Genomic DNA, 13,869 nt, shown 5'->3' on the forward strand with positions numbered 1-13,869 from the left:
CGCCGGGCGGGCCCGACGGCGTGTGGCTCAATACCCCATGTCTTTTTTCTTGTTCAACTGGGACTGAGCATCGGCGGGGAGCCAGAGTCGCGATTCGGTTTTAATGATTTTAGCCGGCAGCGTGCCGTCTTTTTTAAACTTCTCCAGCGCATCGAATGCCGGTCCGGCCATATCCGGCGTCAGTTCGACGTTGGCATTGGCCTCGCCGGCCAGCATGGCTTTATAAATATCCGGCACGCCGTCAATGGAGCCGGTCAGAATATCTTTCCCCGGCTTCAGGCCCGCTTCCTTAATTTCCTGGATGGCGCCAATCGCCATATCGTCGTTGTGCGCAAACACCATGCAGATATTTTTGCCGTTGTTCTCCGCCTTGATAAAGCTCTCCATCACCTCTTTACCTTTACTACGGGTAAAATCGCCCGACTGGGAACGGATAATTTTAATGCCCGGTGCGGCAGCGATGGCTTCCGCAAACCCTTTTTTGCGGTCGATTGCCACGCTGGCACCCACCGTTCCCTGAAGCTCGACCACATTACAGGGCTTACCGGCACGCTCTTTTACCAGCCAGTCACCAATCAGTTTGCCTTCATAGACGTTATCTGCGGTCACCACCGCCATATAGAGCGATTTGTCTTTTACCACAATGGCCCGGTCAAGCAGGAAAACCGGGATTTTTGCCTCTTTCGCTTCCTGAAGAACCGGCTCCCAGCCGGTCTGCACCACCGGGGCGATAAAAATGGCATCCACACCCTGAGCAATGAACGAGCGGACAGCTTTGATCTGATTCTCCTGCTTTTGCTGACCATCGGCGATTTTCAGGGTGATGCCACGCTTTGCGGCTTCACTTCTGGCGACGCTGGTTTCAGCCGCACGCCAGCCCGACTCCGAGCCAACCTGCGAAAAACCAACCGTAAGGGATTCTGCCAGCGCGCTGGTCGACAGACCTGCGCTGACGAGGGTAGTTAACAGTAAACGCTTCCACATGGGCAGTTTTCCTCTGATGGGATTCAATTCTGTAGGGTTAAACGCCTGACAAGTCTGGCCTGGTGGAGAAAAAACATTTTGGACTTCGCTCACAGTTCCTGATGTTAAGAAATGCCAGGTCCGTAACAGTAATACTGTTGGATCAAGGACATATGGATAAAACAGGCGATCTGCTGGCGAAAAATGTTAATTAACTGTAATGAAGATAAGTATTTATTGACGATCGGCGATGAAAGCGATTACAGCACCACGTAAATTTCTGCCATTGCGACAAATCACGCTTTCCGGCCAGGCTGTTTATCCATTCTGTGAGCTGAAGCACACCGTGGTCAGTGAGCGAATGCAAGACACAGAGCGTATGGAAGACGAAAAAAATTGCAAAGAATCACGCCCGAGTCTGAATTTAGTGCCTTGTTATTATTTATCCCTATGAAAATAAACGCAGTGCACCCTATACTTAGGCTCTCTTAATTCTGCCTGCACCTTTTATGATGACTGTATACGATTATTTGCTTAAGTTTCGCAAAGTGAGTTCGCTGGAAACGCTGGAAAAGCTGTTCGATCATCTTAATTATTCGCTGACCGACACCACAGAAATTGTCAATATGTACCGTGCCGCAGACCACCGCCGCGCAGAACTGACCTCAGGTGGTCGTCTGTTCGATCCGGGTCAGGTGCCAAAGTCGGTCTGGCGTTATGTGAAGTAATTTCCGTATAATTCTGCCGCGCTCCTGCATGACCGTCTGCACAATCAACGGTCAGATTCAACTTTTGAAAAGGATATATCGTGGCAGAAACCAAACCGCGCATCGCCGGACTGTTACTGGTTCCCCTCGCCTGGCTGCTGATGACCTTACTGACCAGCGCGCTGGTGATGGCAATGTATCTGAGCGCTCTGGCTAACCCGGAACTGCGCAGTGCCCTGTTTAATAATACCCATGCCTTTACCCTACAGTGGGGCATTTCTCTGCTGACTTCAGCACTGGTCTGGTGCTACAGCCTGTGGGTAACGTGGATTTTTTGTAAGCGTTCGCGGCGGTTACCGAAGCAGTACATTGTCTGGCTGCTGGTCACCGTACTGCTGGCGATTAAAACCTTTGCTTTTTCGCCGGTCAGCGATGCCGCAGCGATTCGCACCCTGCTGATTGCCCTGCTGGCCGCCGCAGTGCTGGTGCCTTACTTCACACGGTCGCAACGGGTTAAAAACACCTTTATCGAACCCTGAAGCGACGATTCCTCACAGCCGATATCCGTGTCTGAGTATTTACTCCCAGACACGGCCACAGCCTCGCGAATGTTTTTCCTTCTCAGAACTGATATTGCAGACCGGACGTTACCGCAAAGGTCTTGTTGGCGATGCCGGCTGAATCATCTCCGAGAGAGTAATTTTCACCTGTCGTCCTGTCGGTGACAGAAGTACTGGCGCTGGCCTTCTCATAGCGACTGTAATTTAATTCCAGATAAACCTTTGCCGCAGGGGTAATGTAGTAGCCTGCCCCTGCCGTGGCTGAATAGTAGTTTGAGTTATTGCCTCTCTCCTGATAACTCAGCGCCCGCTGATAATGCTCGTCATTATCTTTTGCTCTGACCCAGGGACTGAATTTAAATGCCGCCGTCAGTTCAATATCGCCATAGCGCGTCAGCCCGACAAAACCTAAATAAGGGAGGCTGAACTGCTGTTTATACCCTATTCCACGAGAGCCACGCTGAAATTCACCGATATCCTGACCATTATCGTAATTATAACTGCCACCAAAAGCCGTCCAGCTGAAACGGGTTTGCTGATAACCCAACATGACGCCAAGTTGGTATGTCGGTTCATTTAACAGCCAGCCTTTGACATTCAGATCGAATTCGTTGGCATGATTTAACCGCGTATTCGGATGCGTTGACCAGTCAGACCAGTGCGACTGGCCCGGCGTCTGCCAGTCATAGTCATCCATTGCCGACCCGCTGGAGGCCACCGTTGCCCAACCTCTGGCATTGAGCGTCAGCCACTGAAGCGCATCCCAGGAGAGATCGCCTTTAATGATGGCAGTATTTTTAATTTTCCATTTCAGCTCGCTCTGTTTATTTCCATCATCACCGTAAACATATTCTCCTGACTCGCCACTCAGCCAGCCCAGCCCGGCGCTTGCTTTAATTTTTCCGAATGTATTGTTATTATCAGCCTGTACGCTACAGGATAAAAATAACGTAACGGCGGTTAAAGCGGCATTCGTTTTCATCAATCTCTGCTCCTGTCGTGATATTTAGTTTTTTATAACGCCATATTACTAAAAACAGTGCTGCTCCATGAAATGACCCTGTCTTACGACGTAAACTCGCGCAGTGCGCGTTATTATTTTAAATAACCCGGTTAATCCCGAAACAATATAAAAACTTTCCTGCGTAATAAAAAGGTTGTTTTACGTAAAAGAGTAAGTGCGCGGTTTTGCGCTGCTTTAACCCCCCTGTTTGCCATCCCTGTGTTTCACTGAGCAGCGGGACTCTTTCACCCGGTCAGCAGCGATGCGGGCAGGCGATCCCGGTGCCTGCGGCGAGAGCAATCGCGCCAGCTGGTGAAAAAAGCAGCAAAAATTTAATCCTCAGTGCGCTGGTAAGATATCCTTAGTGTTCAAATGTTGTCGTCAGGCCGCCAATCCCCGATAATAGGCCGCTTTCATTTTTATCAGGCGAAATAATGACCGATTACCTGCTTCTTTTTATTGGCACAGTGCTGGTGAACAACTTCGTTCTAGTGAAGTTTCTCGGCCTGTGTCCCTTTATGGGCGTTTCCAAAAAACTGGAAACGGCGATTGGCATGGGACTCGCCACCACCTTCGTTATCACCCTGGCTTCCATCTGCGCCTGGCTGGTCAATCATCTGATCCTGCTGCCGCTGGATCTGGTCTATCTGCGCACCATGGCCTATATCCTGGTGATCGCGGTCGTGGTGCAGTTCACTGAGATGGTGGTACGCAAAACCAGCCCGGACCTCTATCGCCTGTTAGGGATCTTTCTGCCGCTGATCACCACCAATTGCGCCGTACTCGGCGTGCCGCTGCTCAGCGTCAACCTGAATCACACCTTTTTGCAGGCGGCGTTGTATGGTTTTAGTGCATCGATTGGTTTCTCACTGGTGATGGTGCTGTTTGCCGGTATTCGCGAGCGACTGGTGCTGGCCGACGTACCCGCCCCTTTTAAAGGCTCGTCAATTGCGCTGGTCACCGCCGGTCTGATGGCGCTGGCCTTTATGGGCTTCAGCGGGCTGGTGAAATTCTGATGAGTGCAGTCTGGATTGCCATTGCGGTATTAAGTGCGCTGGGCCTGCTGTTTGGTGGCCTGTTGGGATATGCCTCACGCCGTTTCAAAGTTGAAGACGATCCGATTGTTGAACAGATTGACGCCATCCTGCCACAAAGCCAGTGCGGGCAGTGCGGCTACCCTGGCTGTCGTCCTTATGCTGATGCCGTAGGCAACAACGGAGAGATGATCAACAAATGTGCGCCGGGCGGAGAACAGACCATGCTTAAGCTGGCGGCGCTGCTGAACGTCGAACCGCAGCCCCTTGGTGATGAAGCCGCCCGCGAACCGGAGCGCAAAGTTGCGTGGATTGATGAAGCCAACTGCATAGGCTGCACCAAATGCATTCAGGCCTGCCCGGTTGACGCCATTGTTGGTGCCACCCGCGCCATGCATACGGTGCTCAGTGACGTCTGCACCGGCTGCGATTTATGCGTTGCCCCCTGCCCGACTGACTGCATTGAGATGCGGCCCGTCGCCACCACGACCGACAACTGGAAGTGGGACCTGCAAACCATCCCGGTAAGAGTCATCCCAGTGGAACACCATGCGTAATCTGTTCAGACGATTTAAAAAAGATCAATTATGGGATTTCGATGGCGGCATTCATCCGCCGGAGATGAAGACCCAGTCCAACGGCACCCCGCTGCGTCAGCTGCCGTTACCGACGCAGTTCATTATCCCGGTTAAGCAACATATCGGCCATGAAGGTGAACTGCTGGTCAGTCCCGGTGATAAAGTGCTGCGCGGCCAGCCGCTGACCTTTGGCCGTGGCCGGATGCTGCCGGTGCATTCCCCGACCTCCGGCACGGTGTCGGCTGTCGCGCCGCACACCATCGCCCACCCGTCCGCCCTGGCGGAGCTGTGTGTTTTTATCACCCCGGACGGTGAGGACCGCTGGTGTGAACGTCATGGCGTGGCTGACTATCAGCAGCGGGAACGCAGTGAAGTTATTAACATTATTCATCAGGCGGGCGTGGCCGGTCTGGGGGGCGCAGGTTTTCCCACTGCGACCAAGCTGAAAGGCGGCATTCGCGGGGTGAAGACCCTGATTATCAACGCCGCAGAATGTGAACCTTATATCACTGCCGATGACCGCCTGATGCAGGACTGCGCGGAGGAAGTGCTGGAAGGTAGCCGTATCCTCGCCTGGCTGTTGCAGTCTGAGCGGGTACTGATTGGTATTGAAGACAATAAGCCGCAGGCCATCGCCGCGCTGAAAAAAGCGCTGGGCGCGGCAACCGACCTGCAAATCCGGGTGATACCGACCAAATATCCGTCAGGCGGTGCCAAACAGCTGACCAAAATTCTCACCGGGCTGGAAGTGCCGCACGGTGGCCGTTCAACCGATATTGGCGTGCTGATGCAAAACGTCGGCACGGCGTATGCGGTAAAACGGGCGGTCATTGACGGTGAGGCGCTGACAGAGCGGGTGGTTACGCTGACCGGTGAGTCAGTGGGCCAGCCGGGCAACGTCTGGGGCAGAATTGGCACACCAATCGGCCATCTGCTGCGCTGCGCTGACTTTACCCCAGCCAGCAGTCAGATGGTGGTGATGGGCGGCCCGCTGATGGGCTTTACCCTGCCAACGCTGGATGTGCCGATGGTGAAGATCACCAACTGTATTCTGGCCCCTTCCGCCAGCGAAACGGGCGAACAGGAGAGCGAAAAATCCTGCATCCGTTGTAGTGCCTGTGCCGATGCCTGTCCGGCAGCCCTGCTGCCACAGCAACTTTACTGGTACAGCCGTGGAGGCGATCACGATAAGGCACGAGAACACAACATTGCCGACTGCATTGAGTGCGGAGCCTGTGCCTGGGTCTGCCCCAGCAACATTCCGTTGGTACAGTATTACCGTCAGGAGAAAGCAGAGCTTCGTGCTATCGACCAGGAAGCGGAACGCACCGTGCAGGCGAAGGCCCGTTTTGAAGCGCGCCAGCAGCGTCTTGAGCGGGAAAAACTGGCGCGGGAAAACCGTCATCAGCAGGCAAAACGTGCCGTCAGTCAGAATGACGGCGGTGAGATTGCCGCCGCGCTGGCGCGGGTAAAAGCGAAGCAGGCGCAGCAGACAGAGGACGCCAGCAGCGCGCCAGCAGCAGAAAGCGCCGCAACGCTGGCCCGCCATGCCCAGGCACGGGCACAGAGCGCGCTTCATCAGGCGGAAACAGAACCCGCTACCCGTCAGGCAGAGGATCCGCGCAAAGCAGCGGTAGAGGCGGCCATCGCCCGCGCCAAAGCGAAGAAAGCCGCACAGGACAGCGTATCGCCGCAGGAACAAACCGGGGTAACCGCTGCACCATCGGCGACGCAAGCCCACGACAGCGCCGCACCTGCCGATGACCCACGTAAAGCAGCAGTCGCCGCTGCCATCGCCCGTGCCAAAGCGAAGAAAGCCGCACAGGCCGCCGCTACGCCACAGGATCAGACCGGGGTAACCGCTGCACCGTCGGCGACGCAAGCCGACGACAGCGCCGCGCCTGCGGATGACCCGCGTAAAGCGGCGGTCGCCGCCGCCATCGCCCGCGCCAAAGCAAAAAAAGCCGCACAGGCCGCCGCTACGCCACAGGATCAGAACGGGGTAACCGCTGCACCGTCTGCGATGCAAGCCGACGACAGCGCCGCGCCTGCCGATGACCCGCGTAAAGCGGCGGTCGCCGCCGCCATCGCCCGCGCCAAAGCAAAGAAAGCCGCACAGGCCGCCGCTACGCCACAGGATCAGAACGGGGTAACCGCTGCACCGTCAGCGACGCAAGCCGACGACAGCGCCGCGCATGCCGATGACCCACGCAAAGCGGCGGTCGCCGCCGCCATCGCCCGTGTTAAAGCGCGTAAAGCGCAGCACTCTACGCAAGAGGATTAAATGGCTTTTCGTATCGCGAGTTCGCCCTATACACACAATCAGCGCAGCACCAGTACGATTATGCTGCTGGTGCTGCTGGCCGCCATCCCTGGCATGGCCGCCCAGTGGTACTTTTTTGGCTGGGGCAACCTGATTCAGGTAGCGATTGCCGCCATCGCCGGTATGGCTGCCGAAGCATTGATCCTCAGACTGCGCAGGCTCCCGGTAAGCAAAACGCTGGGGGACAATTCCGCACTGCTTACCGCCCTGCTGCTCGGCATCAGCATTCCGCCGCTGGCCCCCTGGTGGCTGGTGGTTATCGGCACGCTTTTCGCCGTGGTCATTTCCAAGCAGCTTTACGGCGGTCTGGGACAGAATCCGTTCAACCCGGCGATGGTCGGTTACGTGGTCTTGCTGATCTCCTTCCCGGTACAGATGACCAGCTGGCTGCCACCGGAGGCGCTCCAGGCGATCACCCCAGGCTTCACTGATTCACTGAGCGTCATTTTTCACGGCCATACGCCCAACGGACACACGATGCAGCAGTTGCAGATGGGCATTGACGGCGTCAGTCAGGCCACCCCGCTGGACACCTTCAAAACCGGTCTGCACGCCGGTCACAGCGCCGAACAACTGCTCGCACAGCCTATTTATTCCGGCGTGATTGCCGGTGCCGGCTGGCAGTGGATCAATCTGGGTTATCTGGCTGGCGGCCTGTTTCTGCTGTTTACCCGCACCATTCGCTGGCACATCCCGCTGAGCTTCCTGCTGTCGCTGGCGCTGTTTTCAAACCTGGGCTGGCTGCTGTCGCCCCATTCGCTGCTGTCGCCGGTGCTGCATCTGTTCTCCGGTGCCACCATGCTGGGGGCATTCTTTATCGCCACCGATCCTGTTACCGCGTCCACCACCAACAAAGGCCGACTGGTTTACGGCGTGCTGATTGGGCTGCTGGTGTGGCTGATCCGCAGCTACGGCGGCTATCCTGATGGCGTTGCCTTCGCCGTGCTGCTGGCCAACATTACCGTGCCGTTAATCGATTACTACACGCAGCCGCGCGTTTATGGCCATCGTAAGGAGAAGTGATGCTGGATGCGATTCGTAAAAATGGCGTGACGCTGGCGGTGTTCGCTGCCGTCACCACCGGCCTGACGGCGGTGATCAATGCGGTGACCAAACCCACCATTGAGCACCAGACGGCGGTGCAACAGAAAATCCTGCTGGACCAGGTGGTGCCGCCAGAAATGTACAACAACGCCATTCAGCAGGAGTGCTACCTTGTCAGCGATGCGGCACTGGGTAACGCCAGCCCTCACCGTCTGTATCTGGCGAGAAAAAATGACCAGCCGGTGGCCGTTGCCATTGAGACTACCGCGCCGGACGGCTATTCTGGCGCAATTCAGATGATTGTCGGCGCGGACTTCAGCGGCAAAGTGCTGGGGGTGCGCGTGGTTGAACATCACGAGACTCCTGGCCTGGGCGACAAAATTGAGCTGCGTATTTCCGACTGGATCAACAGTTTTAATGGCATACAGATCCACGGCAAAAACGATCCGCAATTTGCGGTCAAAAAAGATGGCGGCAACTTTGACCAGTTTACCGGTGCCACCATCACGCCTCGTGCGGTGGTGAATGCGGCGAAGCGCACCACGCTGTATGTTGAAACCTTGCCGCAGCGACTCAGCTCGCTGCCAACCTGTGGAGAAGACAATGAGTGAAGCTAAAACGCTGCTGATTGGCGGCCTGTGGAAAAACAACTCGGCGCTGGTGCAGCTGCTCGGCCTCTGCCCGCTGCTGGCGGTCACCTCCACCGCCACCAATGCGCTGGGACTGGGGCTGGCCACCACCATGGTACTGACCTGTACCAACAGCGCCATTTCCGCCTCGCGTCGCTGGGTGCCTGGCGATATCCGTATTCCGATTTATGTGATGATCATCGCGGCGGTGGTCAGCTGCGTGCAGATGCTGATCAATGCCTACGCTTACGGCCTCTATCAGTCGCTCGGCATTTTTATCCCGTTGATTGTCACCAACTGTATCGTGGTTGGACGGGCTGAAGCGGTGGCCTCACGCAGTAGCGTACCGCTGGCAGCACTGGACGGCATGGCGATTGGCCTGGGTGCCACCAGCGTGATGGTGGTGCTGGGTTCTCTGCGGGAAATCATTGGCAATGGCACCATTTTCAACGGTGCCGATCAACTGCTTGGTCCCTGGGCTAAAGCGCTGCGCATTCAGGTGGTGCATTTTGATTCACCCATGCTGCTGGCGATGCTGCCGCCGGGCGCGTTTATCGGGCTGGGCATGCTGCTGGCGGCAAAATACCTGATTGATAACCTGATGAAAGCCCGTGCAGCCCGTAAGGCAGAACAGCAGGTTCAGCCTGATCTGGACGGGAAAGCAGGTGCGCTGTGAACAAGGATAAACGTCAGCAGATCCTGATCCGCCTGCGGGATAATAATCCTCATCCCACCACGGAATTACATTTCAGCACGCCATTTGAACTGCTGATTGCCGTGCTGCTGTCCGCCCAGGCCACCGACGTCAGCGTCAACAAAGCCACCGCGAAGCTTTATCCGGTGGCGAATACCCCGGCAGCGATCCTGGCGCTGGGGGTTGACGGAGTGAAAGAGTACATCAAGACCATCGGCCTGTTTAACAGCAAGGCGGAAAACGTGATTAAGACCTGTCGCATCCTGCTGGAGCAGCATCAGGGGGAAGTGCCGGAAAATCGCGAGGCGCTGGAGGCACTGCCCGGCGTCGGGCGCAAAACCGCTAATGTGGTGCTGAATACCGCCTTCGGCTGGCCAACCATCGCGGTGGACACCCATATATTTCGCGTCAGCAATCGCACCGGCTTTGCGCCGGGCAAGAACGTTGAGCAGGTGGAGGAGAAACTGCTGAAGGTGGTGCCCGCGCCATTTAAAGTGGACTGCCATCACTGGCTGATCCTGCATGGCCGCTATACCTGCATCGCCCGTAAGCCGCGCTGTGGCTCCTGTCTGATAGAAGACTTATGCGAATACCGCGAGAAGGTGGAGTGACTGCCTGGTTGTACATGTTAACCCAGGTGCAACGTATCATTGCCCGATCCATGGTTTGTAAAAATGAGGGAGGTTTCTTTTTATAGTTGAGTATCAAAATACCTTAACGTAATTTTTATTCCACTAAGCATCAGCCTCAATGAGTGTGGTCTGTCAGCAATACGAATAGTGGAGATGATCACCGCCAGTAAAACAATTCAGGGTGCTGTATAAAAAAGGAATTAATCCAGAGAAAGTATAATCTCTGTACTTTTTATATCAGATAATAATGAATCTTATTTGCAGTCGCGCCTTCACTATTTCATTGCATTATCGTCTGACCACTATAATTTTATGGAAATTTGCATGATTACTCGTCTGTCTAAGTCTCTTTTAGTCTGTGCAATAGCATTCTCTGCATCACTGGTTGCATTCGGAAATATAACTGATTACGGAACTAACTTTCAGTTTGTACGTCATGTGCTGATGATGGACACTATTTTTCCCGGCTCAAACATACACTACCGTGCACTGGAAGTCCCTGTCATCCATCATATTGGCTATATCTTCATTATCATGATGGAAGCGCTTACCGCTATATTGTGCTGGGCAGGCGGGATTCGATTATTTTTATCTCTGAAAAAAGATGCCCGTGAGTTTAACGCTGTCAAAAAAACAGCTATTGCAGGTCTGACACTCGGTTTTCTGGTCTGGCAGGTAGGGTTTATGTCAATTGGCGGAGAATGGTTCGGCATGTGGATGTCGCATCAGTGGAATGGCCTGTCCGCTGCTTTTCATTTCTTCACAACAATTATTCTGGTGCTGATTTTTCTGGCTCAGCCTGATAATTAATGAATGGTAAGAATTAATCAGACAGTATTCCCACTTATCAGCCGGTTAAGACTGAACGCAGGGCATCCGATGTGGTGACCGTGCGATGATCGGAATGCCTGGCAGGTTGCCTCATCGGGATCGGGTCAGTGACCACGCCAACAGGCGTGGTTTCTGACCACCAGACTATGCGGATTTATCCTTCTCCCCCATTGCCAATCTGCCAGATAAAGGTGGGCTGCCTGCCGTTCACCTCCAAGTCACCGACGTTGCGGGTTTTGTAGATGACCGGATTGTGCGAGGCCAGCGTCCGGGCATTGCGCCAGTGACGATCCAGCGCCTTGCTGACGCGTGTATCCGACGCCCCCAGCGCATTGAACAGCTCGGTGGCGGCGCGCGGCACCAGGTCGCTGGCGATAACCTGCGCTTTTGCCGCCTCCAGCTCCGCGAGAATATTGGCCTGCTTTAACGCCTCTTCGCTGCCGCCACGCAGCCAGACCTCATAAGCCTGTTGCAGTGATTCTGTCGCCCGCTCTGCGCTGGCCTCTACCGCCCAGGCCCAGCTGGCTATCTGCCCGACCACCTGCAACACCTGGACGTCATTTTTTACCAGGCGGGCGTTACCGTGGCTGTAGATACGTTTACGACTTTCCACCCCCTCTGCCACATCGCGCACAATGGCTCTGGCGATCCCCACCTGGCATGACAGCAATACATGCTGATAAAACGCCGTCTGATAACGGAAGCGTTCGCTGAAGTCATAGATGTGCTGCGGCTCGACGGCAGCGTGACGAAAACGGGTGGTGCCGCTGCCGGTCAGACGCTGGCCAAAACCATCCCAGTCATCTTCCCGTTCCACGGCAGACTGATGGGTGCTGACCAGCGCAATTACGTCGCGCCCATTATCGGTACGCTGCGCATAGACATCGATCCAGTCAGCATAGAGTACGCCGGTGCTGTAAAATTTTTCGCCGTCCAGCCTCCAGCCCTGCTCTGCGGGGCTGACTCTGGTCAGCACCTCGCCCAGTTTGAGGTTGCCGGTTTCACTCCAGCCGCTGCCTACCAGCTCGCCGTCGCGAAAGCGGCTGAACCAGCGCCGCCGTTCATCGCTGTCCGGCTGATTGAGGCGGTCTTCGACAAAGGCAAAGTGTGCCCGCAGCGCCTGCGGCAGATTAGAATCCGCTGTCGCCAGCTCATTCAGCAGGCGGAACAGCTGCGGCAACGATGCCCCCCATCCGCCCTCGCTCTGCGGAATGCGCAGAGTGCCAAAACCGGACTGTTTAAGCCAGTTGATCGGTTGATGAACCAGTTGACGATCGCGTTCACGGGCCAGCGAGCCTTCCGCAATACGGGCAAAAACCGGACGAAAGTGTGAGGCCAGCGCAGTGTAATTTGCAGTGTGCTGTTCAGACATGGTGTTCTCCATTATCGGGTTGGTCATCGATATCCTGACGGGTGGGTTCAAAACGGATAATCAGCAGGAAAAAGATCGGGATGATCGCCGCCAGCGAGACAATCCAGAACATGTTGGTGCCAAACGACGCCTGCAATACCGGCAGAATAAACAGCGCCAGCGCGCTGCCGATGCCGGAAAGCGAGCGGCCAAAGCCCACCCCGGTGGCACGAATGTGGGTCGGATAAGCCAGCGTCGGATAGACCATCATCTGCGCACCGGGACCAAAGCCTTCGGCAAACAGCCACAGGCCGAGCATCAGTATCGCCAACAGCACCCCGGCGGCGGCCTGCGGGTGGCCGATCAGCGCCAGTGAAACCAGCGCGATAAATTGCAGGGCAAAACCGGCGATGGCGACATGGCGTGAAGGATATTTCCATGCCAGCCGCATCCCCAGCAGGCCGCCGGTAAAGGCGAACAGCACGTTCAGCCCCAGCGACGCCGCGATGGTTTCAAATACGCCCGCGCCAAGAAAGCGGGCCAGGATCGAGGGCAGAAAGAAGGCGATCGCGGTGTACTCAAAGGAGATGCAGATGTTCATCACCGCCGTCACCAGCGTGCGTCCCCGCCACGGCTGGCGAAACAGCTCGCGGTAGCCAACCTTCGGCGGTTTTTTGTTAACCGGCGGCGCGGCTTCATGGGCGTGGATGCCATAGGCGTCACGCAGAATGCGCACCGCCCCACGCAGGTCGCCCTGATTCGCCGCCCACAGCGGCGATTCATTCATAAATTTACGGCGTACGGCAATAATCAACAGCGCCGGGACGGCACCGAACAGCAGTGATGCACGCCACAGCCAGCCCTGATGCGCTTCCGGTAACAGAAAAAACAGCGCAAAGATGATAAAGAAACAGGCCGATGAGGCGGCATACCACATCGGGCACCAGGCAGCGAGGCGCGCGGCTTTGTTGCCTTTGCCGGTGAACTTTGAGAACTCCGCAAGATAGGCCATCGCCACCGGCAGATCGATCCCCACGCCGATCCCCATCAGGAAACGTGCGCCAGTCAGCACCCAGACGTTGGGGGCCAGACCGGCGGCAATGGCGGAGACGACAAAAAACAGCATATCGGCCATAAATACCGTGTAGCGTCCGTACTTATCGGTCAGCCAGCCGCCCAGCAGGTTACCAATAATGGTGCCGATCATAATCGATGAGGTAACCAGCCCGGTCAGGGCTGGCGTCAGCGCAAACTCTTTCACCACATCATCAATACCGTATGACAGCGTGGTGAGATCGTAAGCGTCCAGAAATACCCCGCCCAGCGCCAGAAAAACGATAAAGCGGGCATAGCGGTGTGGGTTTTGTTGTGCGTTGATCAGTTTCGCCACGTCACTGACCGAACGAACCGGTGTTGAATGCGGCGGTGGCGTCGCCGTTATCCCCTCAAAATTAAAGGTGCTCATCATATCCTCGTCTTTTTTTTCAGCAGGTAACGAGGCAGTTATAGAGGGGTTCCGG

General features: G+C 55.7%; 14 protein-coding genes. 10 read left to right on the plus strand and 4 right to left on the minus strand.

Annotation, left to right across the window (positions count from 1 at the left end):
* Positions 1-27: 27 nt before the first annotated feature.
* Positions 28-984 (minus strand): galactofuranose ABC transporter, galactofuranose-binding protein YtfQ, encoded by a 957-nt coding sequence (gene ytfQ, locus AC3RPL_RS10340; protein WP_490739957.1) that lies wholly within the window; start codon positions 982-984, stop codon positions 28-30.
* 491 nt (positions 985-1,475) lie between these two features.
* Between ytfQ and ydgT the strand changes: the two genes are divergently transcribed.
* Both ydgT and AC3RPL_RS10350 read left to right on the plus strand, forming a co-directional pair.
* A complete protein-coding gene (gene ydgT / locus AC3RPL_RS10345; RefSeq protein WP_034936324.1) occupies positions 1,476-1,691 on the plus strand; it encodes a transcription modulator YdgT in 216 nt (71 codons plus the stop codon).
* A 77-nt stretch (positions 1,692-1,768) separates the two neighbouring features.
* Positions 1,769-2,209, plus strand: coding sequence for a DUF2569 domain-containing protein (locus AC3RPL_RS10350; RefSeq protein WP_034936267.1), 441 nt, complete (start codon positions 1,769-1,771; stop codon positions 2,207-2,209).
* A gap of 82 nt (positions 2,210-2,291) precedes the next feature.
* Here the strand turns inward: AC3RPL_RS10350 and AC3RPL_RS10355 are convergent, their stop codons facing one another.
* On the minus strand, positions 2,292-3,212 hold the full coding sequence (locus AC3RPL_RS10355; protein WP_490739958.1) for an omptin family outer membrane protease: 921 nt from the start codon (positions 3,210-3,212) through the stop codon (positions 2,292-2,294).
* Positions 3,213-3,667: 455 nt separating this feature from the next.
* On the opposite strand from AC3RPL_RS10355, the gene rsxA reads away from it, so the two are divergent.
* From rsxA to AC3RPL_RS10395, 8 genes are all read left to right on the plus strand, one after another.
* The gene (gene rsxA, locus AC3RPL_RS10360) at positions 3,668-4,249 is read left to right on the plus strand and encodes an electron transport complex subunit RsxA (RefSeq protein WP_034914646.1); all 582 of its coding nucleotides are present in this window, start codon (positions 3,668-3,670) and stop codon (positions 4,247-4,249) included.
* Positions 4,249-4,824 (plus strand): electron transport complex subunit RsxB, encoded by a 576-nt coding sequence (gene rsxB / locus AC3RPL_RS10365; RefSeq protein WP_034936264.1) that lies wholly within the window; start codon positions 4,249-4,251, stop codon positions 4,822-4,824. The genes rsxA and rsxB overlap by 1 nt, the downstream gene beginning before the upstream one ends.
* The gene (rsxC, locus tag AC3RPL_RS10370) at positions 4,817-7,129 is read left to right on the plus strand and encodes an electron transport complex subunit RsxC (protein WP_490739959.1); all 2,313 of its coding nucleotides are present in this window, start codon (positions 4,817-4,819) and stop codon (positions 7,127-7,129) included. Before rsxB ends, rsxC begins: the two co-directional genes overlap by 8 nt.
* Positions 7,130-8,191 carry an electron transport complex subunit RsxD gene (gene rsxD, locus AC3RPL_RS10375; protein WP_490739960.1) on the plus strand — a complete coding sequence of 354 codons (1,062 nt, stop codon included), beginning with the start codon at positions 7,130-7,132 and terminating at the stop codon, positions 8,189-8,191. It abuts the gene before it with no gap.
* Positions 8,191-8,823 (plus strand): electron transport complex subunit RsxG, encoded by a 633-nt coding sequence (gene rsxG / locus AC3RPL_RS10380; RefSeq protein WP_490739961.1) that lies wholly within the window; start codon positions 8,191-8,193, stop codon positions 8,821-8,823. Before rsxD ends, rsxG begins: the two co-directional genes overlap by 1 nt.
* Complete coding sequence (locus tag AC3RPL_RS10385) at positions 8,816-9,517, plus strand: electron transport complex subunit E (protein WP_490739962.1); 702 nt, start codon at positions 8,816-8,818, stop codon at positions 9,515-9,517. Before rsxG ends, AC3RPL_RS10385 begins: the two co-directional genes overlap by 8 nt.
* A complete protein-coding gene (gene nth / locus AC3RPL_RS10390) occupies positions 9,514-10,146 on the plus strand; it encodes an endonuclease III (RefSeq protein ID WP_034936254.1) in 633 nt (210 codons plus the stop codon). The genes AC3RPL_RS10385 and nth overlap by 4 nt, the downstream gene beginning before the upstream one ends.
* 345 nt (positions 10,147-10,491) lie before the next feature.
* Positions 10,492-10,977, plus strand: coding sequence for a DUF2165 family protein (locus AC3RPL_RS10395; RefSeq protein WP_490739963.1), 486 nt, complete (start codon positions 10,492-10,494; stop codon positions 10,975-10,977).
* Positions 10,978-11,152: 175 nt separating this feature from the next.
* Here the strand turns inward: AC3RPL_RS10395 and AC3RPL_RS10400 are convergent, their stop codons facing one another.
* Both AC3RPL_RS10400 and AC3RPL_RS10405 read right to left on the minus strand, forming a co-directional pair.
* Positions 11,153-12,370, minus strand: coding sequence for an acyl-CoA dehydrogenase family protein (locus AC3RPL_RS10400; RefSeq protein WP_490739964.1), 1,218 nt, complete (start codon positions 12,368-12,370; stop codon positions 11,153-11,155).
* Positions 12,363-13,814: an MFS transporter gene (locus AC3RPL_RS10405; RefSeq protein WP_490740667.1), complete on the minus strand. Its 1,452-nt coding sequence runs from the start codon at positions 13,812-13,814 to the stop codon at positions 12,363-12,365. The genes AC3RPL_RS10400 and AC3RPL_RS10405 overlap by 8 nt, the downstream gene beginning before the upstream one ends.
* Positions 13,815-13,869 lie beyond the last annotated feature (55 nt).

It is taken from the genome of Erwinia papayae, from assembly GCF_058241465.1.

Coding starts and splice junctions, on each gene's coding strand:
- ytfQ (WP_490739957.1), bottom strand. CDS start 984: ATGTGGAAGCGTTTACTGTTAACTACCCTCGTCAGCGCAGGTCTGTCG.
- ydgT (WP_034936324.1), top strand. CDS start 1,476: ATGACTGTATACGATTATTTGCTTAAGTTTCGCAAAGTGAGTTCGCTG.
- AC3RPL_RS10355 (WP_490739958.1), bottom strand. CDS start 3,212: ATGAAAACGAATGCCGCTTTAACCGCCGTTACGTTATTTTTATCCTGT.
- rsxA (WP_034914646.1), top strand. CDS start 3,668: ATGACCGATTACCTGCTTCTTTTTATTGGCACAGTGCTGGTGAACAAC.
- rsxB (WP_034936264.1), top strand. CDS start 4,249: ATGAGTGCAGTCTGGATTGCCATTGCGGTATTAAGTGCGCTGGGCCTG.
- rsxC (WP_490739959.1), top strand. CDS start 4,817: ATGCGTAATCTGTTCAGACGATTTAAAAAAGATCAATTATGGGATTTC.
- rsxD (WP_490739960.1), top strand. CDS start 7,130: ATGGCTTTTCGTATCGCGAGTTCGCCCTATACACACAATCAGCGCAGC.
- rsxG (WP_490739961.1), top strand. CDS start 8,191: ATGCTGGATGCGATTCGTAAAAATGGCGTGACGCTGGCGGTGTTCGCT.
- AC3RPL_RS10385 (WP_490739962.1), top strand. CDS start 8,816: ATGAGTGAAGCTAAAACGCTGCTGATTGGCGGCCTGTGGAAAAACAAC.
- AC3RPL_RS10395 (WP_490739963.1), top strand. CDS start 10,492: ATGATTACTCGTCTGTCTAAGTCTCTTTTAGTCTGTGCAATAGCATTC.
- AC3RPL_RS10400 (WP_490739964.1), bottom strand. CDS start 12,370: ATGTCTGAACAGCACACTGCAAATTACACTGCGCTGGCCTCACACTTT.
- AC3RPL_RS10405 (WP_490740667.1), bottom strand. CDS start 13,814: ATGAGCACCTTTAATTTTGAGGGGATAACGGCGACGCCACCGCCGCAT.